The sequence below is a fragment of the Bacillus sp. FSL M8-0063 genome (assembly GCF_038005545.1).
GTDB lineage: Bacteria > Bacillota > Bacilli > Bacillales > Bacillaceae_G > Bacillus_A > Bacillus_A wiedmannii.
On record NZ_JBBOTJ010000001.1, the window covers coordinates 681,229 to 704,220 of the forward strand.

Here is a 22,992-nt window from a genome sequence, read left to right on the forward strand (position 1 = left end):
GCTGTTCTTTCTACTCAAATTGTGTACTATAAAGGATAGGATGACATAAAGAAGGGGACATTTAGAATGGAATTTCATGAACAGAAGATTTTGCCGGCAGTGAGGCAAATTAAAGATTTGGAAAAGCTATTACATAGTTCGTATGAGTATATTGTTATTTTAGATATTCATGTTGGTCAATTGAAGAGTGTTGTGTCACTTGCGAAGCAGCATAGTAAAAAGGTGTTTTTACATGTTGATTTGATCCATGGATTACAAAGTGATGGGCATGCGACGGAGTTTTTATGCCAAGAATATAAACCGTACGGGTTACTTTCGACAAAGGCGAGCGTGATTATGAAGGCGAAGCAAAAGGGTGTCGTCTCTATTCAGCGCATCTTTTTAATTGATTCTAGCGCGATGGAAAAGAGCTGTAATTTGCTAGAAAAGACGAAGCCGGATTATATAGAGGTGCTTCCTGGTGCGCTAACGGATGTGATTGCTGAAGTGAAAGAGCGTACTGGTGTCCCGATTTTAGCGGGTGGTTTCATTCGTACTGTGGAAGATGTTGAAAGAGCTTTAAATGCTGGTGCGACAGCAATTACGACATCAAAAAAAGAACTATGGAAACATTACCAAAAAAAGTGACGAAAATGTGAAAAAATTCTGTTGACACCGCTTTCATGAAAGGTTAACATTATAGACAAGTTAATAAACGTGACGGAGAAAAGAAGAGATCCACATTTTATTGTTTCTATATATTATATAGAAGCATGTAAGCTGTGGATCTTTTTCTTTTGAAAAAACGAATGGCCATTCATTTTACCTCTATCACATTTGAACGCATTTAAATTGATTGTGGAGGGATTTTATGTCAGCATTTTTAGGGGAGTTAATAGGGACTGCATTGTTAATCTTACTTGGTGGCGGCGTTTGCGCTGGTGTAAGTTTAAAGAAGTCGTTTGCAAAAGATTCAGGTTGGATTGTCATTACAATGGGCTGGGGCTTAGCGGTAGCAGTTGCAGCGTACGCGGTTGGATCAATTAGTGGGGCACATTTGAATCCAGCTTTAACGATAGGACTAGCATTTAAGGGAGCGTTCCCATGGAGTGACGTACCAGGTTATATCGCAGCACAAATGATTGGGGCAATTATCGGGGCAGTTCTTGTATATTTACATTACTTACCACACTGGAAAGAAACAGAAGATCCAGGAACAAAATTAGGTGTATTTGCAACAGGTCCAGCAATTCCGAACACATTTACAAACCTTTTGAGTGAAATGATTGGAACATTCGTTTTAGTATTTGGTATATTAGCAATTGGAGCAAATAAATTTGCAGATGGTTTAAATCCATTTATCGTAGGTTTCTTAATCGTAAGTATTGGTTTATCATTAGGTGGAACAACAGGATACGCGATTAACCCGGCTCGTGATTTAGGTCCGCGTATCGCACACTTCTTCCTTCCGATTGCAGGAAAAGGCGGTTCAAACTGGAAGTATGCATGGATTCCAGTAGTCGGTCCAATTTTAGGTGGATCACTTGCAGGATTATTCCATCAAGTTGTATTTGAAGGAAAACAAAATGTAGCACTTATTTATGTGATTATTGCAACTGTGATTGTACTAGCAATCTCTTATATGACAAGTAAAAAAAGTGAAAGCAATACAAATAGTAGAAAAGTAGCATAGGGGGAAACCGATATGAAAAAATATATTCTTTCTTTAGACCAAGGAACAACTAGCTCACGCGCAATTCTGTTCAATAAAAAAGGTGAAATTGTTCATTCAGCTCAAAAAGAGTTTACACAACATTTTCCAAAGCCAGGTTGGGTAGAGCATAATGCACAAGAAATTTGGGGATCTATTTTAGCAGTTATCGCAACTTGCTTAAGCGAAGCTGATGTAAAACCAGAACAAATCGCTGGTATCGGTATTACGAACCAACGTGAAACAGCGGTTGTTTGGGATAAAACGACTGGAAAACCAATTTACAACGCAATCGTATGGCAATCTCGTCAAACAGTTGAAATTTGTGATGAGTTGAAAGAAAAAGGTTATAGCGAAACGGTTCGCGAAAAAACAGGTCTTTTAATTGACGCATACTTCTCTGGTACGAAAGTAAAATGGATTTTAGATAACGTTGAAGGTGCAAGAGAAAAAGCAGAAAACGGCGATCTATTATTCGGAACAATTGATACGTGGCTTGTATGGAAACTATCTGGTGGAAAAGCGCACGTAACGGATTACTCAAATGCATCACGTACATTAATGTTTAATATTCACGACTTACAGTGGGATGATGAGCTTCTAGACATGTTAACAGTACCAAAGAGCATGCTTCCAGAAGTACGTCCATCATCTGAAGTTTATGGCGAAACAATCGACTATCACTTCTTCGGTCAAAATATACCGATTGCAGGCGTAGCCGGTGACCAGCAAGCAGCATTATTTGGACAAGCTTGTTTCGGTGAAGGTATGGCGAAGAACACGTACGGAACTGGTTGCTTCATGTTAATGAACACAGGTGAAAAAGCAGTAGCTTCTGAGCATGGTCTATTAACAACAATTGCATGGGGAATAGATGGTAAAGTAAACTACGCATTAGAAGGAAGTATTTTCGTAGCAGGTTCTGCAATTCAATGGTTACGTGACGGAATGCGCATGTTTAAAGATGCAAGCGAAAGTGAAGTGTACGCATCACGCGTTGCATCAACTGAAGGTGTATACGTTGTACCAGCATTCGTAGGTTTAGGTACACCGTACTGGGATAGTGAAGTACGCGGCGCTATGTTTGGTGTAACGCGCGGTACGACGAAAGAGCATTTCATTCGTGCAACGCTAGAATCTTTAGCGTACCAAACGAAAGATGTATTATGCGCAATGGAAGCAGATTCAGGTATTGAACTGAAAACATTACGCGTTGATGGCGGAGCAGTTAAAAATAACTTCTTAATGAAGTTCCAAAGTGATATTTTAGATGTTCCTGTAGAGCGTCCGGTGATCAATGAAACGACAGCTTTAGGGGCAGCGTACTTAGCTGGTCTTGCAGTTGGATATTGGAAAAACCAAGATGAAATTAAAGAACAGTGGCATATGGACAAACGCTTTGAACCAACGATGGAAGCGGAAACAAGCGAAGAGCTATATGCTGGATGGAAAAAAGCAATTGAAGCAACAAAAGCTTTCAAATAATCATAAACAGTGTTATAATGGTGACAAGTTAATAATTCGGTAGGAGATTTGGAGAGACCACAACACGCTATAGAGGCGAAATCTATAGCGGAGTTCGTGGTCTCTTTTTTCGTTATCAAAGGGAGGAATTACCATGAAATTTTCAAGTAAACAACGTAAAGACGTATTAAACGGAGTAAATAAACAAGAGTTAGATGTGATCGTAATTGGTGGAGGTATTACTGGTTCTGGTATTGCATTAGATGGGGCAACACGCGGGTTATCAACAATTGTGTTTGAAATGCAGGACTTTGCAGCAGGTACATCAAGTCGTTCAACGAAGCTTGTACACGGTGGTCTACGTTATTTAAAACAACTTGAAGTGAAAATGGTAGCAGAGGTGGGGAAAGAGCGTGCAATCGTATATGAGAACGGTCCCCATGTAACAACACCAGAGTGGATGTTACTTCCGTTCCATACAGGCGGTACGTTCGGATCATTCAGTACATCAATTGGTCTTCGTGTATACGACTTCTTAGCAGGCGTAAAACGAAGCGAGCGCAGAAAAATGTTTAACCGTGAAGAAACATTAAACAAAGAGCCTCTTGTAAAAAAAGAAGGATTAAAAGGCGGCGGTTACTACGTAGAATATCGTACAGACGATGCTCGTCTTACAATTGAAGTAATGAAAGAAGCAATTGAACATGGTGCAAAAGCTGTTAACTACGCAAAAGTAGACGGTTTCTTATATAAAGATGGAAAAGTATGTGGTGTACGTGTAATCGATTTACTAGACGGTGAAGTATATGAAGTTTACGGTAAGAAAATTGTAAACGCAGCTGGTCCTTGGGTAGATACACTTCGTGAAAAAGATAACTCGAAAAAAGGAAAAGTACTTCAGTTATCAAAAGGTGTTCATTTAGTAATTGATCAAAAACGTTTCCCATTAGGGCAAGCTATTTACTTCGATACACCAGATAAACGTATGGTGTTCGCGATTCCTCGCGGCGGAAAAACATACGTAGGTACAACAGATACGTTCTATGATAAAGACGCAGCTGTACCGCACATGACAACAGAAGATCGCACATACATCATTAATGCGATTAACTACATGTTCCCAAGTGTAAAAATTACAGAAAAAGATGTAGAATCAAGCTGGGCTGGTGTACGTCCATTAATTTATGAAGAAGGTAAGAATGCATCTGAAATTTCTCGTAAAGATGAAATTTGGACTTCTGAATCTGGTTTAATTACAATCGCAGGTGGTAAATTAACAGGATACCGTAAAATGGCTGAAATGGTAGTAGACTACGTAACAAACCTATTACAAAAAGAAGGTCATAGTGCATATCCGAAGAGCGACACGAAACATATGCCAATCTCTGGTGGACATGTAAGTGGTTCACACGGATTCCCAGCATTCGTTGCGAAAAAAGCAGACGAAGGTACGAAATCTGGTTTAACGAAAGCACAAGCAGAAGAATTCGCGAAATTCTACGGCTCTAACGTAGATGTACTATTCGACTTAGCGAAAAAACATAAAGACGAAGCGAAAGAATACAACATGCCGCTAGACGTTCTAATCCCACTTGTATACGCAATGGATTACGAAATGACAGCAAAACCAGTTGACTTCTTCGTACGCCGCAGAGGCGCTGTATTCTTCAACATCCACTGGGTATACGAGTGGAGAGAAGCAGTAATCAACTACATGGCTGCGAAACTAGGCTGGAGCAAAGAAGAGCAAATGAAATACACAGCAGAACTAGAAAAAGCATTAACAGACGCTGTAATTCCTGTAGATCAACAAGAGCAGGCAGCTGCATTAGCGTAAAATAGAGAACCACCTGAAGGGGAGCCTTTAGGTGGTTTTTTGTTTTATTATGAATGTGCTAAAGTCTTGATTAAAGTGTTGTATCACAATAAAAGGTTTACTCTTAGTGAAGAAAAATTAAAGTTAAAAAACGATACGGACACTATCATCCGTATTTTTTTATAAATTAATAAAACTTTTCCATACGGTGCGTCGTCTAATATATGGGGAGGAGGAAATGGTGTGGATGAATTAACGGTAGAAGCGTTTGAAATAGAAGATAAGGAACTCCTTATCGATGAAATCATGAACAAGTATGGACAAGAAGTCTTACAGCTTGTGTATTTATATGTGAATAATAAAGAGGTTGCTGAGGATGTAACGCAAGATATATTTGTGAAATGTTATAAATCTCTTCATACATACAAAGGGAAGTCGAATGTGAAAACGTGGTTATGGAGAATTGCGATTAATCAATGTAAGGACTATGTAAAAAGTTGGTATAGCAAAAAGGTGATCGTGACAGAGGATGAATCGGCTTATATTGGGGTTCAAAATGATAGTGTCGAACAAACTGTTATTCAAAATGCGGAGGACCGTGAGCTCGCTTCTGCAGTAATGAATTTACCGATAAAATATCGAGAAGTCATTTATCTATTTTATTATGAAGAATTATCAATTAAAGAGATTGCTATTGTAATAGACGTGAAAGAAAATACGATAAAAACGAGACTGAAAAAAGCGAAGGAGCTTTTGAAGAAAGGATTGGAGGAATAATCAAATGGAAGATCGATTAAAAGGCCTGCGAAAATCAATGGAGAATACAACGTTTAAACATTTGAGTTTTTCTGATCAACATCGAAAGCAGGTGCGCGAAAAAATCAATGCTTCAAACGAAAAAGAAGAGGACATCTCTTTAGCCATTTTACAACTCCTCAGTAATGAAAAAACAGGATACGAATTGTCACAGCTACTACGAGGGAGAGGGATTGGAAAATTCGAAGGAAATGAAGGTTTTTTATATACCGTATTACATCGTCTAGAACAGAATCGTTTTATTCAATCAAGTTGGGATCATGAAGGAGCGAAATATTATCAATTAAATGATAAAGGCAGAAAGATGCTACGAAAGGCAGAGAAAAATGCTAAGAAGGTACAATTTATATTAAAAGGCTTAGTACAGGAGTGAGGCGAAATTGAATAAAAAAGGGGAGCGTTTTGTAAGCGAAGTTACCAATCATATTAAATCAAAAGAAGCAAAGAGCTTTGTGGCAACTGAACTAGACTTTCACTTAAAACAGGCGAAGAACACATGGATAGAAAAAGGATTAAGTGAGGAAGTCGCTGAAAATAAAGCTGTGGAACAAATGGGAAGTCCGATTAAATTAGGGCAGGAGCTTAACAAACTACATAAGCCAAAGGTGGATTGGTTCTTATTTATTTTATTAGTGGCTGCTATGGGGGTAGGGTTTTTGCCAGTTTTAGCTTTTGAATATACGAATGATGTAATAATGAATAAGGTGATATTTGTTATTCTCGGTGTTATAACAGCGATTGGGATGATGTTACTTGATTATCGGAAATTAGAGAGAATGGGATTGTTGTTTTACACAATCGGAGTAGTTGTCCTGTTAATGCTATACTGTTTTCCAAACGCTTCAATGATTGGAGAACCGTTAATAAAAATTGGTCCAATTGCAGTTGACTGTTTAATGGCAGTACCTTTCTTTTTTCTAGCTTGGGCTTCTTTTTTCAATAATAATAGGCTAAAGGTTATACATCTTGTGGTTTTATATTTATTTTCTTTGTATTTATTTTTAATTGTATCCACCCTTTCGTCAATTTTTGTTTATATGACAATGGTATTCGTTATGCTTTGGTGGAGTAAGTTAGGAAAGAAAACGGCGTTGATTATTACGATTGTACCCATTTGTTTATTTATTATTAAGGCATCGGTATCCTGGTCTTCAGGATACCACTTAGATAGAGTTTTAGGGTATTTAAATCCTGAGAGTGATGCAGGTGGCGCAGGATTTATGTATATACGTTTAAAAGAGGTAATGTCGTCGGCTGGTTGGTTTGGTACATCTGGAGATACAAAGTTCATCCCTGCTGCGGATACTGATTTTGTGTTTGCAAGTTTGACTTACTATTATGGGTATGTGCTTGCGCTAATTCTTGTTTCCGTTCTTTCTCTTTTTGTAGCAAGATTAGTAATCATATCTTATAAAATAAATGACCGATATGGTAAATTGCTTCTCGTTGGAGGAATGACTCTTTTCGTAGTCCAGTTTATTTATAACGTGGGCATGATTTTAGGTTTATTACCGATTGCTTCTATATCGTTGCCTTTTATTAGTTATGGATTAACACCAACTGTATTCCATGCGCTTTTAATAGGGATCGTGTTAAGTGTATATCGACGTAAAGATATGTCGTTTAGCATGAGAAAAACACCTTGATAATTATCAAGGTGTTTTCGTTATAAGCTCAAAACTCTCCGAATTAGCCCCAAGTATAAAAGGACTAACCTCGCCAACGCTATAAAGTTGCAGTTCATGCATCGCGCGCGTACAAGCAGTGTAGAACAATCTACGAACGCTCTCATCGCTGTACACATCTTTAGAAGCATCGTAAATAATGACAGCATCAAATTCGATACCTTTCGCTAAGTAAGCAGGGATCACGACAATGCCTTGCTCATACTCGGCTGAGTTACTTTTCACGAGTTTAATATTCTCGATATGACTAAGTGCTTCGTAGGCAGCGGCGCTTTCAGCTGCAGATTTACATATAATTGCGATCGTATTATGCTGCTCTTTTTGTAGTTCAGCAACTTTGGCAGTAATATGTTCGTGCAGTTCGCTGTCATTCGATACTTTCGTCACTGTAGGTTTCTCACCGTCACGTTCAAAGGCGTGAATGTTCTCTCCTTCCGGTACGAGAGCACGTGTAAATTCAATAATCGGTTTTGTTGAGCGATAGCTACGAGTTAAGTTGATACCGTTCGTTTCATCTGGTCCGTATAAGCTAGTAAGTGTATTGAAATTCACTGCTTCACTCGCATGGGCAAATATCGCTTGGTTAAAGTCTCCAAGTACAGTCATTCTTGCAGCAGGGAAGAGACGTTTTAAAAACTCAAATTGAAACGGCGAATAATCTTGTGCTTCGTCTACGAGTACATGTTTAATCGATCTATTCGTTTGGAAGCCTTCAATTAATTCTTTTAAAAGTAAGAATGGAGTCGCATCCTCATAATATAGCTTTCCTTCATCGAGCATGTTTACTGTTAATGAGCAAATGTCATCCCACTCTTTCGGTTTTTCCTCAGCAACCCATGATGCATCTGTGAAGAGTTGTTTATATATGCCTGTGAAGTTGATGAAGCGCAATGTTTGAACACCTTTACGAAGCGGCTTCAATTTTTTACGGACAATCATACGTCCAAGTACTTTCGTTTCTTTCTCAAAATCATTAAAGGAGTTGTCGTCAAACTCGCCTTTTTTCTGTAAATATTTATAAGCCTTTTGGTATTCATCTTTACTAAGTAATTCAATTTCCTCTTCTACCCAAGGCTTTTTCAGTTCTGTTTTTTCAATTGCATCTATTTGTTTATTTAGCCAATCCGTTAACTTTTCAATTCGATTATGGAAGCGGAGGGAGGAGTCAGTATTGTAAAACTGCTCTGTAATTTCTTTAGCAGAAGCAATTAACTTTCCTCTAAATTTCATTCCTCTAAATAGCATGCCTGAAGATTCAAGAGATTGTCTGTACGCTCGAATCATCTCGAAAAATTGGGTGGATGCTTTAAATCGAATGCTCGCATTTCTCGTTTTATAGGTAGGGCTATCCGTTTCAGTTAACATATATTCTAATTGTTCATAAGGATCTTCAACGTCAAATGACTTGCTTAGTCTATGGTTTAAATATTCTTGGAATGTCACTTGCTGCATATTTTCTTCACCGAGTTCAGGTAGTACGTTAGAAACGTAGCTGTTGAACATAGAGTTAGGGGAGAAGAGAATAATTTGATCCGCTTTTAACCATTCGCGATATTTATATAGTAAGTAGGCGATTCGTTGTAGGGCAGCTGACGTTTTCCCGCTACCAGCAGCTCCTTGCACGATAAGTAGTCGGCCTTCATCGTGACGAATAATTTCATTTTGCTCGCGCTGAATCGTAGCAACGATACTTTGCATATGTTTGTTCGTACCTTTTCCGAGCGCTTGTTGCAGAATTTCATCGCCAATTGTAAGACTCGTATCGAACATAGAATCAATCTCGCCATTTTGGATAATGTATTGTAATTTTTTCTCCACATTACCGTGGATTACGCCGCCTGGTGTACTGTATTCAGCCGGTCCTGGTGGATAATCGTAGTACACACTCGAAATAGGTGCGCGCCAGTCATATATAAGGAAGTTTTCTCCGCTTGCATCAGTAAGTGTAGCTACGCCGATATAAATTTGATCCGCAGCAGATTCTCCTTCTTCTTTGAAATCAATTCGTCCAAAGTAAGGTGCTTTATGCATACGTCGTAGTGCAGCAAGTCGATTAAAGGTGTGCTTATGGGTAATTTGTGTGACAGCTAGTGACTGAGCTTGTTGTCTTAAGTTGATAACTGTTTCAAGATAATCATCAAAAGTATCAGTATTCACTTTTACGTCATCCCAAAAGTGTTTACGAATATGGATTACTTCTGCCCGGCGTCTGCCAGTTTCGTTTTCCAGTTTATCAATTTGCGCCGTAATCGTTTCTATTACGGTATCCAATCGTTTTTGCTCTAAATCAAGTTTTTTGTTCATACGGTAAGCACTCCTTTAAAAGTGAAAAATAGAGGTTGACTGAAGATGTGTTTTGGTGTACAATTAAGATACGGATAAATACGTTCTGTATATTTTCTAAAACGTGTTTCTGTACTAATTTAACATAGTTTTTTAATTTAATCAATGATAATAAGATAAACCTTGGTTCCGTGTGTGATGGAATCAAGGTTTTTGGTTTTTCTTTAAGAAAGAATTGAAATTTTGTCGAGGAGAACCTAAGTAGAGCATAAAAGAAAATGAGGAATAGGGGATACTGATGGAAAAACATTTTGAGGAAGCGCATCGCTTTTGTTCTCGTAATAGAAAACATTTAGAAAAAGATGTTGTATGTGGTTGTTTTTATTGTTTGGAAATTTTCAATTCAGGCAAAATTACAGAGTGGTGGGATGATGATAACACAGCAGTTTGTCCGCATTGTGGGATTGACGCTATTATCGGAGAAAGCTCTGGATTTAAAATCACAGAAATGTTTTTAAGTGAAATGCATAAAAGATGGTTTTAGTTAAATGAATGACAAAATCAACTTCTGTTAACGAAGATTATGTAAATATATAAGTAACTAAGATTTTACACGATCCATAAAACGAAAAAGATGTTAACCTTTCTGTAGAATCGGGGAAGTAATCATATAATTTCATTTATCCAATCTACACGTAATGTATCACGAGAAGAGAGCATACAAAAAAAGCTTGGGCCGAAGCCCAAGCTTTTTTCACTTCATTATTTCTTTTCTTCTTTCTTATCGTCAGCTTTTTGCTCTTTGAAAAGATCTTTTAAATCTTTATCGTCAACTTTTACGTCAGCTTTTTTGATTTCTTTCATCATAAGATCGTTCATGAATTCAGCGTCTTGTGCTTTCTTCGCAACTAGCTCTTTTTTCAGGTCAGCTTTTGATTGCTCGAATGGTTTTTCTGGCTCTTTAATGTCTGTAACTTTAATGATGTGGTAACCGAATTGTGTTTTTACAGGTTCGCTTACTTCATCTTTTTTCAGTTTATAAGTAGCATCTTCGAATTCTTTAACCATTTTACCATGTTCGATGAATCCTAAGTCGCCACCTTTTTCTTTTGAACCAGTATCTTCAGAGTATTGTTTCGCTAACTCTTCGAAAGATTTACCTTGTCCAAGTTCCTCTTTAACTTTTTTCGCAGTCGCTTCATCTTTTACAAGAATGTGGCTTGCTTTAACTTCAGGCTTGTAGTTATCTTTTAATTCTTTATCAGTGATTGTTTTCTCGATAGCTTTTTCTTGAGCTAATTGAGCACGCACACCAGTTTTTAAAGTTTCTTCTTTAATACCTTGTTGTTTTAATAGTGTATCGAATTGATCACCGTATTGTTTTTTCATTTCATCGAACTTTTTGTCTACTTCTTTGTCTTCAACTTTGTAGTTTTTAATAAGTACTTTTTCCATAACCATGTTGTTTAGTACTTGTTTACCAGCTTGTGTCTTCATTTGATTGTAGAACTCGTCTTTTGTAATGTCACCAGCTTTAGATGTAACGATTTTGTCTGATGATGATCCTGTTCCACATGCTGATAATGCGATTACACTTGTTGCGGCTAAGGCAAGCATAGCTTTCTTCATTCGATAAACACTCCTACTATTATGTATTTTTAATTTATCCTACACCAATGAATTTTGGTTCATAAGAGCCCGATTAAGTCTCACTGATACTTTTGCTTTTTTCGTTGGTAAAGCGCGCTTAACAGGGCTTACCGAGGCTGAGGATAAAGTTAAGATGCGTGTCATTTATTTCATAGTATAAGCAATATGTACAAAATTTAATATATCATATTTCGACTCAATTTCATATTGATAAAGAAAATTTAACCAGTACGTGTCAGATTTTGAAGGTGTTCCGTATTGGGCGCATGCCGCATATATAGAAAAGAGGAGGGGATGGGGATGAATTCTCAACTTATTTTATTACTTGTACTGTTTATTTTATTGGTTATAGTAGGTATAATTTGCTTATAGAGGAAAAAAGTGAGGAAGGGGCTTCCTTCCTCACTTTCCATGAAATATAATTTCTATATAACTAGAAATTAATAAAATTGTTATACATACATTGATAACCCGAAAGACACCGGGTTGGCGGCTCGCAGCTATTTGTTTTCGTTCACACAGTGTATGTGTCATAAAATTCGTGTAAAATATAACAAGAAGTGCGAATGCGACAAAAACAACTGTTATAAGTGTCATGAGGCGAGACCTCCTTTTGGCTAAAATACATATACTTTATATATTGTATCATACGATATTTTGTTCGTGTTATAAAATTCAGAAATAGAAGACTTTGTGTTAGAAAGTGAGGGAGAAAATGGACGTTGTTAGAAGATTAGAACAAGCTGAATACTACGTAGACCTACTATTTAAAATGATTGATGAAGAAAAGTGTCCATTTTATTCTTTAATCATAAAGAAAAAAGCTCGCAAAAAAGATATTGAACGTATACTACATCTTTGTGAAATGCTGAACGAGCAATATGTAGTGGAGAAAGCAGAAGGGCTTCTTTTGTTCGATGCGCTGTTAGAGCAATTTGAAAAAGCGCTTCCACATCAGCTCGAAGTACACGAAACTGCGGAAGCGCTAGCAAAACAAGGTTTATTTAAGCCGCTTATGAATGAATTCTTAAGCATGATTGAGAAAAAATAAATAGATTACTTCTTAACTAACTTCTGATCGGATTCCGTAAAATTCTCCTCAATATTCTCTAATGATTTCTCAAAAATATCGATGAAGTCTTGTCCGTAAATGTTGCGCAAGATAGCGATAAGTTCGATATTTTCTGGGAACTTACCATAGAAATTACGAAGTGCAAGAGCCCCATTAAATACAGAGTTATTTTCAGGATCATACTCCTCCATTAAGCGAAGTAGTAATTCTTCCCCTTTGTCTGTAATCTCAATGTACGTATTTCGTTTATCATCTTCTTTTTTCGAGAACACAAGATAGCCGCGTTCTTCTAGCTTTTTCGAGAAGTTAAACGCCGTTGATACGTGCATAACTCCAAACTTAGCAATCTCAGAAATAGAAGCCCCTTTTAAATGATAAGCGATTGACAAAATATGATGCTCATTAATGTTTAAATCGTAAGGCTTAATCCACTGTTGCCAATCTTTCTCTACGCATTTCCATAACGCTTTCGATAATTGAGCAATGCGTTGGCTGAAAATCATCGCTTCTTTTACCGAGTAATCTTTTTCTCCACTTTTCATTTACTCACCCACTTTAACATTCTTTTTCATTACTATCTATTATGCCAGTAAAGTAAAAATTAATAAAGTCTTTTTGTGAGAATTGTGAAAATTTTTCGGAAAAATGACATTCTATACAAATCATGCATAAGCATGGAAGCGTTTTATGAGTCGTGAATACATGTGTTGTCCTTACATGTTAAGTGATAACATATATTGTAAATGCATAAAAACACGGCATATCTGTGTGATATGCCGTGTTAAGGTCAATTTATATAAAAAATATTTGTTATATGCAAAAAACTAAGCAGGAATTTGTTTACGCTTTTTCCGGAACAGCTTCTTGTAGTTTCTCAATTGATTTTTGAATGTCCAAAATTTCTTGCTCAATATGTCGTTTGTTTTGAGAAATATCTTGCTTCCAGTTAGAAAGCGTGTCTTGCATATCTTCTTTTAATTCTTGAAACACTTCTTTACCTTCCGAAGCAGTTTCAACGATTTGACGTTTTAATAATTTTGTATCAGCTGTAATATCAGCTAAAGTCTTTTTAATATCAGTTCCTTTTTCTTTCAGCTTACCGCGCATAGCTTTACCAGAAGAAGGAGTAGAGAAAAGAACGGCTAATCCAGCAACTGCTCCGCCGCAAATGACACCTGTAATAAAGGATTTAGCTTTTGACATAAAAGGAAACCTCCTTATTTTTTGTTCGTATTCATGATGTGAAAAAATATGCATATCTTTAAGACGAGGGAAAGAAAAGTGTGTAATGCACATTCCCTGGCATCTTGAATGGAGAAACAAGCCGTGCAATATGTAATCACTTTAGGAAAGTGGCTTGTTATGTATTACTTCTTATTATAGTGTCATTATTTCACACTATTTGCAATTGTACTTGCGATGTTTTGTAAATTTTCCATTGTGTATTCATTTTGATGTGATTTCCAAACAGCACCGAAACCATCGTTTTCACTGTAGCGTGGAATTAAATGAAGGTGGAAGTGGAACACAGTTTGTCCAGCTTTTTCACCGTTATTGTTAAGTAGGTTGAAGCCAACTGGATTAAACTCTGCTTTAATCGCATTTGCGATTTTCGGAACGACAGAAAAAATGTGTGATGCGATTTCTGGCGTTAACGCAAAAATGTCTTGTTTGTGAACTTTTGGAATAACAAGAGTATGTCCTTTTGTTACTTGACTAATATCTAAAAATGCAAGCACATGTTCATCTTCGTATACTTTTGAGCAAGGGATTTGCCCGTCAATAATTTTACAAAAAATACAATTATCCGCTGTATGGTTCATTGATCTCATCCTTTCAAGTAGCCTTAGCCGTATTTTACCATAATTATATAAGAGAACAAACACGAAAAACAGGAAGCTGAGTCAGCTTCCTGTTTTCTGAAGAGGGATTGAAAAAGCATTATCGTAATTTACGTTTCGCAGACACCTCATTTATTTAAGAAATGCACGGTAAATCGGCTAAAGTTTCTGCCGTAGACACCCCATTTTCAAGTGAAATGAATTGCAATCTTTATAAAAGGAAATTGTTTATTTTTTAAAACAGTATATGCTCTTTCGGAGACACCCCGTTTCTAAAATGAAACAAATGATCTGGTTATGTGTAAATTTCTTTGTCCAACATGGACACCCCATTTCATGATGACTTCACTATGTTGTTGTACTCATCAATTGGTGGTCGCTTTTTCAATGTGTTCCTTCTTCACTAATTATGATGTCCGCTTTCGTAAAAATATATGCGAACAAATTTAAATTTTTTTTGAGGGCATCGATACTATGTAGTACAGCGCTATTTTTGGTAAGATGAATATAGAATGAATACTAATGAAGAAAGTGGTGTCGTATGAGCGAGTTATTGCGTGTAGAAAATGTTACAGGAGGATATACGAAACGACCTGTACTAAAAGATGTTTCGTTCTCTGTGAATAAAGGCGAACTTGTCGGCTTAATCGGTTTAAATGGAGCCGGGAAGAGTACGACGATTAAACATATTATCGGTTTAATGGAACCGAAAAAAGGAACTGTCACAATTAATGGGAAAACAATTCGTGATGATATGACAGCGTACCGTTCTAGTTTTTCGTTCATCCCAGAAACACCGGTATTATATGACGAGCTAACGCTAGAAGAACATTTGAAGTTAACAGCGATGGCGTACGGTGTCGATGAAAAACAATATGAAGAACGTGTAGGGCAACTATTACAAGAATTTCGCATGAAAAATCGTTTAAAATGGTTTCCATCTCATTTCTCAAAAGGGATGAAACAAAAAGTAATGATTATGAGTGCGTTTTTAGTGGAACCATCTCTTTATATTGTGGACGAACCTTTCGTTGGGCTTGATCCGTTAGCGATTCAATCACTTCTTCAAATGATGGATCAAATGAAAAAGAGCGGTGCAGGAATCTTAATGAGTACACATATTTTAGCGACGGCAGAGCGTTATTGTGATTCGTTTATTATTCTGCATCAAGGCGAAGTAAGAGCGAAGGGGACATTATCTGAACTGCAATCCGATTTTAATATGCCAGGTGCAACGCTAGATGATATTTATATTGCATTAACGAAGGAAGAAGATTATGAATAGCACAGCATTATGGAAAGAACGATTTCGTCACTTTCTAAAAGAAGTTCGTACATATAGTAAATACGTATTTAATGATCATTTGAAATTTATTTTCGTATTCATCATCGGCGCAGGAGCGTATTATTACCAGCAATGGTTACAAACGTTAACACCGTCGTTTCCGACAGCGCTCGTTATGGCAGTGTTGCTTGGACTCGTATTAACGGCCGGATCGATACAAACGTTATTAAAAGAAGCGGATCTCGTTTACTTGCTGCCAGTTGAACAAAAGTTAAAACCTTATTTTACAAAGGCATTTCTCTTTACGTTTATGATTCAGTTATACATAATCGCAATCGTAGCGGCAGCGCTTGCCCCGTTATACTTCCAGCAAATGAAGCAAACAGGAGCTGCTTACATATGGATTGTACTCGCGTTTGTCATTGTAAAAGCGTGGAACTTATTCGTCGCGTGGGAAAAATCATTTTTAACAGACCAAAATATACAAAGAGCTGATTGGTTCATTCGTTTTATTTTAAACGGATTATTTGTATACTTCCTTGTAGAGCGTACTTCCGTCATTTTTGTTGGCGGAATCGTCCTTCTCATGATGTTATACCTTGTAGTACTACATCAAATGGTGAAGGGAAAGCCGCTAAACTGGGAGTATTTAATTTCTGAAGAAGGTAAGAAGATGATGCTGCTGTACCGCATCGCGAATATGTTCGTTGATGTACCTGCATTAAAAGAAAGAGTAGCACGTAGAAAATGGCTTGATTTCATTCTTTCAATGATTGGTGAAAAGCGTACATATTTATACTTATATACAAGAACGTTTTTACGATCTGGTAACTATTTCGGTTTATATGTGCGTTTGCTCGCTCTTGGAGGAGTTATTCTTTACTTCATTCCATTTTTATATGGACGATTTATCGTAAGCCTTATTTTCCTATATTTAATCGGTTATCAGCTATTAACTTTATGGAAGCATCACCGCATGAAGATTTGGCTTGATTTGTATCCCGTCGGGGGAGAAGAGAAGAAGAAAGATTTTCTTGTCTTATTAAATACGATCCTTATTACCGGCAGCGTTGTATTTACAGTTATATTCGCCTTTGCGACGAAAAATTTCATGATGACGGGAATTTTACTAGTCGTAAGCATAGTATTTAGTATCGGTTTCGTTTATCAATACGGGGCGAAACGTATTGAGCGTTTAAATTGAAGGGAATGAACCTATGATTACATACGAAGAGAAGGTTATAAAAGAATTGGAACAGTGGAAAGCTACATTCATGAAAGATTCTTCGATGATGACACGGTTCTCTAAGAAAGTGCAGACGAAAGTACAACAGCTTATTCCGGCGAAAGTGCAAAAAGTATTAACAGAAACGATTCGGATGATGGTGCAAACAATTAGTGCCGGATCAAACTTTATAAAACCAAAATTAAAAGAGACGAACTGGTCATTGCAAAGAAGAGACGACGAAGTACGTAAAAAAATGGATGAGTACAAAAAAATAGCAGCGGCAGAAGGAGCAGGGACGGGAGCTGGCGGTATTCTCCTTGGTCTTGCTGATTTTCCGCTTTTACTTGGCATTAAAATTAAATTTTTATTCGATGCAGCAACGTTGTACGGATTTGATACGAGCGATAAAGAAGAGCGTCTTTTTATCCTTCACGTTTTCCAACTTGCTTTTTCAAGTGACGATTACCGAAAAGAAATATGGAAAGCAATCGAAACGTGGGATACAGAAGAAGAAAATCATATGGACTGGGAAAAGTTCCAAACAGAGTACCGAGACTATATCGATTTAGCAAAAATGCTTCAGCTCGTACCAATAATCGGTGCCCCAGTCGGCGCATATGCGAACTATCAACTACTGCAAAGACTCGGAGAAGTGACGATGAATTGTTATCGTATGCGATTACTGAATAGAAATTAAAAAGAAAGCATCCTAAATTGTGGTTTAGGATGCTTTTTTTTAGAAGTTAATGCCGTTATAGCCAACTCCGACTACAATCAATACGATAAAGAGCACAATGAGTACTATATACCCACTACTAACGCTCTTGCCATCTTGTCCAGCTTCACCGCCACCAGTGCCACCACTACCGCCTTTACCGCCAAGTCCCATAGGAATATCCTCCTTATTGTTATAGGTTGCTTTTACTTTATACTTTTCTGCATTTACCAATAAATCCCTTCTGTTACTCTAACTAACTTGCAAATCATTTCGTTTCATTTTATAATTTATTTACCGACCGGTAAGTAAAAATAAGTGGGGTACAGTATGACAAAGAATTTACAAACATCGCAAAACATTGTAGAAGCATCATTTAAACTCATGGCAGAGCACGGCATTGAGAAGATGAGCCTTTCCATGATTGCGAAAGAGGTAGGTATTTCAAAACCGGCTATTTATTATCATTTTTCTTCTAAAGAAGCGTTAGTTGATTTTTTATTTGAAGAAATTTTTTCTGGGTATCATTTCGTGAGTTATTTCAATAAAGAACAATATACGAAAGAAAATTTTGCAGAAAAGTTAATCGCTGATGGTTTACATATGCTCTCTGAGTATGAAGGACAAGAAGGCATACTACGCGTCATAAATGAATTCATCGTAACTGCATCGCGAAATGAAAAGTATCAGAAACGCTTATTTGAAATACAAGAAGATTTTTTAAATGGTTTCCACGATTTATTGAAGAAAGGTATGGAACTTGACGTTGTGTCACAACAGGCAACGGAAGAAAATGCACATACGTTAGCGCTCGTGATCGATAATATGAGTAATTACATGTTAATGGGATTCCAGTTAAAGTATAAAGAAATTTGGATTCGAAATGTGAAAAATGTAATGAAGGAGGAATAAAAGTGAAAATGCAAAAAAACTGGTGGCTCGGTTTTCTTGGATTCATTGGGCTTTATCCCGCATTAACGGGCAGTAAGACCCCCACCTCAAAATTCAGCGAAAGCAAAGAAGTTAGGTGGGGATCAACTGCCCGTAAAAGCCTGATTGGTTCAACTAATAATCAGTGGGGGATGAACAAAACCCCCACTGATTAAAGTTTCACTTTATAAAATACCAGGTATAATAGAGGCTTTTCAAGCGGATGGAAGTTGGCTGAAGTTAATCGGTTTCATTTGGTTACTTTGGTTCGGATATTTTATCCCTGAGAAGAAAGATAATTAAATTACAATTTTCTGTAAAGTTATGTAAAATATAGTTTGAGAGTATTCGTATATTAGATTACTAGATTTGGAGTGGTTACATGGATCCATTGAAAAATGAAATTCATCCTGACATGGTCAAGGTGTGGAAAGTTCGTGCTGTAATTGAAGAAGGGATCGGTATTCTTGTCATTTTAGCTTACCTTTTCCTCATGATAAAGTTTGATTGGTGGGCGTGGATTTTGTACGTGTTAATCGGCTTAACGGTTGCACTAGCACCATTTGAGTACTTCGTATTCCCGAAACTTCGTCAGCGTTATTATAGCTATCAACTAAATGAAGAAGAACTTGAAATTCAGCACGGTCTTTTCGTCGTAAAGCGCGTATTAGTACCGATGATTCGTGTGCAGCACGTGACGATTGAACAAGGGCCAATTATGAGGAAATATGGATTAGCAGAATTACACATTTCAACAGCGGCAACTTCTCACAGCATCCCAGGCTTAACGATGTATGAAGCAGAAATGTTGAAAACGAAAATTGCAGAATTAGCGAAAGTGAGTGATGAGGATGTATAAGAGGCAGCATCCCATTACGATGTTATTAGAATTAAAAATAACAGATTTTATACCACTCATTATTTTCATGTTTAGTTTAAACGGAAAGTTCCCGTTTTGGTATTTAATTCCCGCTGCATTCGGTTTACTTACCATCTTTTCAGCGTTTGAAAAATGGTATTACACAACATATTGGGTTGAAAATAACGTATTACATGTGAAACAAGGGCTCTTTGTGAAGAAGGAGAGCTACTTAAATAAAGAACGTGTGCAAACGATTAATACAAGTTCTAACGTGCTATATCAAATGCTTGGTTTAAAGAAAATTCAGATTGAAACAGCTGGTGGGGGCGATGATGCAGAAGTTAGCTTAGCTGGCATTACAGTAGAAGAAGCAACCGAGCTTATCGCAATGCTAAATGAGCCAACTCGAGAATTGAAAGCAGAAGAAATATCAGAAGAAGTAGTAGAAAAAGAAATCGTTACAGAGGAAAAGCAAGCGACAGAATACAAATTAACTTGGAAAGAAATTCTATTAGCATCTGTTACATCTGGGCAGTTTGGATTGCTATTTTCTTTAATATTCTTCGTTTATAATCAAGTGGATGAATACATTCCGAAATGGATAAAAAATAAAGTAGAGTCATATGTAATGGATCATGATATATACGGCTGGATTTACATGGTAGCTATTTTACTTGTCATTTCTTGGATAATATCCACAATCGGTTATGCGTTAAAACATGGAGATTTCACAGTGAATCGAAGAAATGATGAAGTCCGCATTTTGCAAGGATTACTTGAGAAAAAAGAACTCGTCCTAAAGTTACATCGTATTCAAGGTATTACGATAAAAGAAAGTATTTTACGTCAGCCATTCGGTTATTGTGCTGTGCAAGTAGAAGTCATTCAAAGTAAAGGACTGGGTGACGAGAAAGAAAAAGTTACACTGCATCCTATCATTCGAAAAGATCGCGTACAACAGTTACTTGCACATTTACAATTACCATACGAACTGAATACAAACATTATTTCATTACCAAAATCGGCATTGCGTCGTTACTTAATTGATAGTTTTATATTCTTCGCAATGCTAGCAATCCCGCTTACTGGAATAAGTATATACTTTGAAAAGTATTACATCATGTGGGCGTTGATTCCACTCGCGATCCTTATCTTTACACTTGGATACGGAACGTTTAAAACAAATGGTTACAGTGTAAACGGGGAGCAAATTACGCTTGTATATCGCAGCGTCGGAAAATATACAGGTCTTGTTAGAAGAAGACATGTCCAATCAATGGAAAAAACACAATCATATTTCCAGCGCCGAGCGGATTTATGTACGTATAAGTTCTCTAACGCATCATCGAATTATAAACTAGAGCATACGAGAGTAGCAGATGCGGAGAGAATGCAGGATTGGTATAAGAAGGAATTAAGTGAAGATTAACTTGAAAAAGCTTGCCTATTATGAAAGGCAGGCTTTTTTTATTATAGGAAAACGAGGGGCTTAATCCATATATTAGTACAGCTACAGCGCACATATATCGAAAAAGTAGTATACTTCTATTTCAGGGAAATCTGTGGAATTTTTCATATAAATGGTATACTAATATAGAAAAAGTATTAGGAGGCTATATATGATAAGTCAGTTAAAAAGAGCAGCACTTGATGCATTAAAAGGAAAATGGGGGTTAGCGGTAGGGGCAACCTTATTAGTCGGAATCCTTATTGGAGCTGTTGAAATGCTAACCACAGGTATTTTCTCGATGTTTTGGGGTTGGGAAGAAGCAAATGAGTCACTTACAGTAACTATTATTGCAATGTTTATTATCGGTCCGTTAACAGTGGGTGCTTCTTATTTTGTTTTAAATGTAATTCGTGGGACTAATGCTCGTATCGGTCATATATTTAGATGGTTTAACGATGGAAGTAAGTTTATGAAATCGTTTTTAACATATTTACTAATGAATGTGTACTTGATTCTATGGACATTACTTCTTATTATTCCAGGTATTATTAAATCATTTTCTTATTCTATGACATATTTTATTTTGAATGATCATCCAGAATATACAGCGAATCAAGCGATTACTGAAAGTCGTCGTATGATGAATGGACATAAAATGGATTACTTTTTACTATGCTTAAGCTTCTTAGGTTGGTTCATTTTAAGTATTCTTACTGTAGGAATCGGTTTCTTATGGTTAGTACCTTATTTCTACACGACATCAGCTGCATTTTATGAAGAGATTTCAAAAGAATATTATAAAAAAGAAGACACTACTTTCTAATAACCACCTATCCCCTAAAGAATATAAGGCACAGATAGTTTAGATGTTCTGTTTATGGGGAGCACTTCAGGATAAGGTATAGGTTATTATATAAAAATTCAGCCCTCTATGTTTTAGCATAGAGGGCTATTTTTTCATGTGAAAATAATGAATAATATATGTGAAACAAAAAAGCGAGGTGAATGAGAGTGAGCAAGTTTTTAATTCCGTATTCATTTTCTATATTAAGTTTCTTTATTTCAGCAACAGCACTTGATTTATATGATAGGATGGGAAACAATAGTGAGCTGGTTTCGCCGAACTTACTTGGTAAAATAATTCAATCTACTGCGCAAATGGGAGTCCTTACATTGTATTTCGGAGTACCTATCATTTTAGGTGGCTGTCTACTTGGTGAACTATTGTTTAGAGGTATCATTTTACGATTTAAACTCAGCTATATTATATCTTTATTATTATATTTACTTTTAGCTTGTAGTATTGTTTCCGTAACGGTTGGGATTCCAACTACATATGAAGATTCTAATGTTTCTTTCATGGGAATAACTATGATTTGCGCTGTTACATTCTTTGTGGGCCGGAATATATGGGAGAAAAAAGAAATGAATAATGGAGTGACAGAATGAAATACACATGTCCGTGCTGCGGGTATAGAACAATAGAAGAAGAACCACTAGGTACATATGAAATTTGTAATATATGTTATTGGGAAGATAATGAGGTTCAGTTTAACGATCCTGATTTTGAAGGCGGGGCGAATATAGTTTCGTTAAGACAAGCACAGAAAAATTTCCTTGCATTTGGTGCTTGCGAGGAATACTTTGTGAAATCAGTTAGAAAGCCGACTAGTGAAGATGTGAAGGATGCTAGTTGGAAGCAAATTTAGTAAGGAAAATGTTATTACTCAATTTATCAGGAGTAATAACATTTTTTTATGCAATGATGAAAGAATTAACACCGTCTTATAAGATAAAACATTAAAGATGATACAGTAATAGGAAGGCCAGTATTCAGAAAGGTTTCTAAAGTAAAGGATAGAAAATCTCTGTCGTTAGACCACATAAAGAATAAATGACTGTAGGAAATACCTAACAATATAAATAAAGGAATTCCGATCTTTAATTCGTGACTTCTTTTTATTTTTCTATAACAAAATTCACCTAATAAACAACCGATAAGAACAGGGATGCTTCCAAGAATTGAAAACATAATAATAGATACCCAAATCGGTCCCCAGGAGTCAGCATAATTTGGAACTAGTGTATACTGTAAAACGTTCACAATGATAGAAAAAACCAGTAAGCATATTAAATAACTAATAGAAAATTTTTTCAATGGAATCATCCTTATAAAATTTCATTTTATTTTTATGAAAATATAAA

General features: G+C 36.6%; 28 protein-coding genes. 20 read left to right on the top strand and 8 right to left on the bottom strand.

Annotated elements, in window-relative coordinates:
- The first annotated feature begins 66 nt into the window (after window positions 1-66).
- The 7 genes from glpP to MKX31_RS03490 all read left to right on the top strand — a co-directional run bounded on the left by glpP (window position 67) and on the right by MKX31_RS03490 (window position 7,432).
- Entirely contained in the window at window positions 67-627 is a 561-nt protein-coding gene (glpP, locus tag MKX31_RS03460) for a glycerol uptake operon antiterminator GlpP (protein ID WP_000394295.1), read from the top strand.
- A 223-nt stretch (window positions 628-850) separates the two neighbouring features.
- Complete coding sequence (gene glpF / locus MKX31_RS03465) at window positions 851-1,672, top strand: glycerol uptake facilitator protein GlpF (protein WP_064473812.1); 822 nt, start codon at window positions 851-853, stop codon at window positions 1,670-1,672.
- A gap of 12 nt (window positions 1,673-1,684) precedes the next feature.
- Window positions 1,685-3,175 (top strand): glycerol kinase GlpK, encoded by a 1,491-nt coding sequence (gene glpK, locus MKX31_RS03470; RefSeq protein WP_064473813.1) that lies wholly within the window; start codon window positions 1,685-1,687, stop codon window positions 3,173-3,175.
- 133 nt (window positions 3,176-3,308) lie between these two features.
- Entirely contained in the window at window positions 3,309-4,991 is a 1,683-nt protein-coding gene (glpD, locus tag MKX31_RS03475) for an aerobic glycerol-3-phosphate dehydrogenase (RefSeq protein WP_340979977.1), read from the top strand.
- A gap of 222 nt (window positions 4,992-5,213) precedes the next feature.
- On the top strand, window positions 5,214-5,747 hold the full coding sequence (locus tag MKX31_RS03480; protein ID WP_340979979.1) for a sigma-70 family RNA polymerase sigma factor: 534 nt from the start codon (window positions 5,214-5,216) through the stop codon (window positions 5,745-5,747).
- A 4-nt stretch (window positions 5,748-5,751) separates the two neighbouring features.
- Window positions 5,752-6,159, top strand: coding sequence for a PadR family transcriptional regulator (locus tag MKX31_RS03485; RefSeq protein WP_340979981.1), 408 nt, complete (start codon window positions 5,752-5,754; stop codon window positions 6,157-6,159).
- 7 nt (window positions 6,160-6,166) lie between these two features.
- The gene (locus MKX31_RS03490; RefSeq protein ID WP_340979983.1) at window positions 6,167-7,432 is read left to right on the top strand and encodes an FtsW/RodA/SpoVE family cell cycle protein; all 1,266 of its coding nucleotides are present in this window, start codon (window positions 6,167-6,169) and stop codon (window positions 7,430-7,432) included.
- Window positions 7,433-7,438: 6 nt separating this feature from the next.
- Here MKX31_RS03490 and helD read toward each other — a convergent pair whose 3' ends face one another.
- Window positions 7,439-9,775, bottom strand: a complete 2,337-nt coding sequence (gene helD, locus MKX31_RS03495) for an RNA polymerase recycling motor HelD (protein WP_340979985.1) — start codon at window positions 9,773-9,775, stop codon at window positions 7,439-7,441.
- Window positions 9,776-10,052: 277 nt separating this feature from the next.
- On the opposite strand from helD, the gene MKX31_RS03500 reads away from it, so the two are divergent.
- Window positions 10,053-10,298: a cytoplasmic protein gene (locus tag MKX31_RS03500; RefSeq protein ID WP_340979987.1), complete on the top strand. Its 246-nt coding sequence runs from the start codon at window positions 10,053-10,055 to the stop codon at window positions 10,296-10,298.
- 218 nt (window positions 10,299-10,516) lie between these two features.
- Here the strand turns inward: MKX31_RS03500 and prsA are convergent, their stop codons facing one another.
- Window positions 10,517-11,383 (bottom strand): peptidylprolyl isomerase PrsA, encoded by an 867-nt coding sequence (gene prsA / locus MKX31_RS03505; protein ID WP_064473820.1) that lies wholly within the window; start codon window positions 11,381-11,383, stop codon window positions 10,517-10,519.
- Window positions 11,384-11,662: 279 nt separating this feature from the next.
- On the opposite strand from prsA, the gene MKX31_RS03510 reads away from it, so the two are divergent.
- Window positions 11,663-11,776 (top strand): hypothetical protein, encoded by a 114-nt coding sequence (locus tag MKX31_RS03510; protein ID WP_002007073.1) that lies wholly within the window; start codon window positions 11,663-11,665, stop codon window positions 11,774-11,776.
- 30 nt (window positions 11,777-11,806) lie between these two features.
- On the opposite strand, the gene MKX31_RS03515 is transcribed toward MKX31_RS03510, so the two are convergent.
- Window positions 11,807-12,001: a hypothetical protein gene (locus tag MKX31_RS03515; RefSeq protein WP_000172690.1), complete on the bottom strand. Its 195-nt coding sequence runs from the start codon at window positions 11,999-12,001 to the stop codon at window positions 11,807-11,809.
- Between the two features lie 118 nt (window positions 12,002-12,119).
- On the opposite strand from MKX31_RS03515, the gene MKX31_RS03520 reads away from it, so the two are divergent.
- Window positions 12,120-12,455: a DUF1878 family protein gene (locus MKX31_RS03520; protein ID WP_340979989.1), complete on the top strand. Its 336-nt coding sequence runs from the start codon at window positions 12,120-12,122 to the stop codon at window positions 12,453-12,455.
- A gap of 5 nt (window positions 12,456-12,460) precedes the next feature.
- Here the strand turns inward: MKX31_RS03520 and MKX31_RS03525 are convergent, their stop codons facing one another.
- The 3 genes from MKX31_RS03525 to MKX31_RS03535 form a co-directional block, all read right to left on the bottom strand.
- On the bottom strand, window positions 12,461-13,018 hold the full coding sequence (locus MKX31_RS03525) for an HTH-type transcriptional regulator Hpr (protein WP_000834920.1): 558 nt from the start codon (window positions 13,016-13,018) through the stop codon (window positions 12,461-12,463).
- A gap of 298 nt (window positions 13,019-13,316) precedes the next feature.
- The gene (locus MKX31_RS03530; protein WP_000030297.1) at window positions 13,317-13,679 is read right to left on the bottom strand and encodes a YtxH domain-containing protein; all 363 of its coding nucleotides are present in this window, start codon (window positions 13,677-13,679) and stop codon (window positions 13,317-13,319) included.
- A gap of 185 nt (window positions 13,680-13,864) precedes the next feature.
- Window positions 13,865-14,299: an HIT family protein gene (locus MKX31_RS03535; protein WP_128805705.1), complete on the bottom strand. Its 435-nt coding sequence runs from the start codon at window positions 14,297-14,299 to the stop codon at window positions 13,865-13,867.
- Between the two features lie 559 nt (window positions 14,300-14,858).
- On the opposite strand from MKX31_RS03535, the gene ecsA reads away from it, so the two are divergent.
- Genes ecsA through ecsC form a run of 3 tightly spaced genes read left to right on the top strand, consistent with a single transcriptional unit; the run spans window position 14,859 to window position 17,527 of the window.
- Complete coding sequence (gene ecsA, locus MKX31_RS03540; RefSeq protein WP_071711167.1) at window positions 14,859-15,602, top strand: ABC transporter ATP-binding protein EcsA; 744 nt, start codon at window positions 14,859-14,861, stop codon at window positions 15,600-15,602.
- The gene (gene ecsB, locus MKX31_RS03545) at window positions 15,595-16,806 is read left to right on the top strand and encodes an ABC transporter permease EcsB (RefSeq protein WP_088047881.1); all 1,212 of its coding nucleotides are present in this window, start codon (window positions 15,595-15,597) and stop codon (window positions 16,804-16,806) included. Before ecsA ends, ecsB begins: the two co-directional genes overlap by 8 nt.
- 13 nt (window positions 16,807-16,819) lie before the next feature.
- Window positions 16,820-17,527, top strand: coding sequence for an ecs operon protein EcsC (ecsC, locus tag MKX31_RS03550; RefSeq protein ID WP_064473824.1), 708 nt, complete (start codon window positions 16,820-16,822; stop codon window positions 17,525-17,527).
- A gap of 39 nt (window positions 17,528-17,566) precedes the next feature.
- Here ecsC and MKX31_RS03555 read toward each other — a convergent pair whose 3' ends face one another.
- Window positions 17,567-17,719 (bottom strand): sporulation protein YjcZ, encoded by a 153-nt coding sequence (locus tag MKX31_RS03555; RefSeq protein ID WP_075310498.1) that lies wholly within the window; start codon window positions 17,717-17,719, stop codon window positions 17,567-17,569.
- A gap of 156 nt (window positions 17,720-17,875) precedes the next feature.
- Here MKX31_RS03555 and MKX31_RS03560 point away from each other — a divergent pair, with 156 nt between their 5' ends.
- The 7 genes from MKX31_RS03560 to MKX31_RS03590 all read left to right on the top strand — a co-directional run bounded on the left by MKX31_RS03560 (window position 17,876) and on the right by MKX31_RS03590 (window position 22,496).
- Window positions 17,876-18,457, top strand: coding sequence for a TetR/AcrR family transcriptional regulator (locus tag MKX31_RS03560; protein ID WP_340979997.1), 582 nt, complete (start codon window positions 17,876-17,878; stop codon window positions 18,455-18,457).
- Between the two features lie 8 nt (window positions 18,458-18,465).
- Complete coding sequence (locus tag MKX31_RS03565; RefSeq protein ID WP_064473836.1) at window positions 18,466-18,651, top strand: hypothetical protein; 186 nt, start codon at window positions 18,466-18,468, stop codon at window positions 18,649-18,651.
- Between the two features lie 206 nt (window positions 18,652-18,857).
- Entirely contained in the window at window positions 18,858-19,334 is a 477-nt protein-coding gene (locus MKX31_RS03570) for a PH domain-containing protein (RefSeq protein WP_064473826.1), read from the top strand.
- The gene (locus MKX31_RS03575) at window positions 19,327-20,766 is read left to right on the top strand and encodes a PH domain-containing protein (RefSeq protein WP_340979999.1); all 1,440 of its coding nucleotides are present in this window, start codon (window positions 19,327-19,329) and stop codon (window positions 20,764-20,766) included. The genes MKX31_RS03570 and MKX31_RS03575 overlap by 8 nt, the downstream gene beginning before the upstream one ends.
- Window positions 20,767-20,956: 190 nt before the next feature.
- Window positions 20,957-21,610 carry a DUF975 family protein gene (locus MKX31_RS03580; protein WP_098102750.1) on the top strand — a complete coding sequence of 218 codons (654 nt, stop codon included), beginning with the start codon at window positions 20,957-20,959 and terminating at the stop codon, window positions 21,608-21,610.
- 188 nt (window positions 21,611-21,798) lie between these two features.
- Window positions 21,799-22,236, top strand: a complete 438-nt coding sequence (locus tag MKX31_RS03585; protein ID WP_340980002.1) for a hypothetical protein — start codon at window positions 21,799-21,801, stop codon at window positions 22,234-22,236.
- Window positions 22,233-22,496 carry a CPCC family cysteine-rich protein gene (locus tag MKX31_RS03590; protein WP_340980004.1) on the top strand — a complete coding sequence of 88 codons (264 nt, stop codon included), beginning with the start codon at window positions 22,233-22,235 and terminating at the stop codon, window positions 22,494-22,496. The genes MKX31_RS03585 and MKX31_RS03590 overlap by 4 nt, the downstream gene beginning before the upstream one ends.
- A 65-nt stretch (window positions 22,497-22,561) precedes the next feature.
- On the opposite strand, the gene MKX31_RS03595 is transcribed toward MKX31_RS03590, so the two are convergent.
- Entirely contained in the window at window positions 22,562-22,945 is a 384-nt protein-coding gene (locus tag MKX31_RS03595; RefSeq protein ID WP_340980006.1) for a hypothetical protein, read from the bottom strand.
- Window positions 22,946-22,992: the final 47 nt, after the last annotated feature.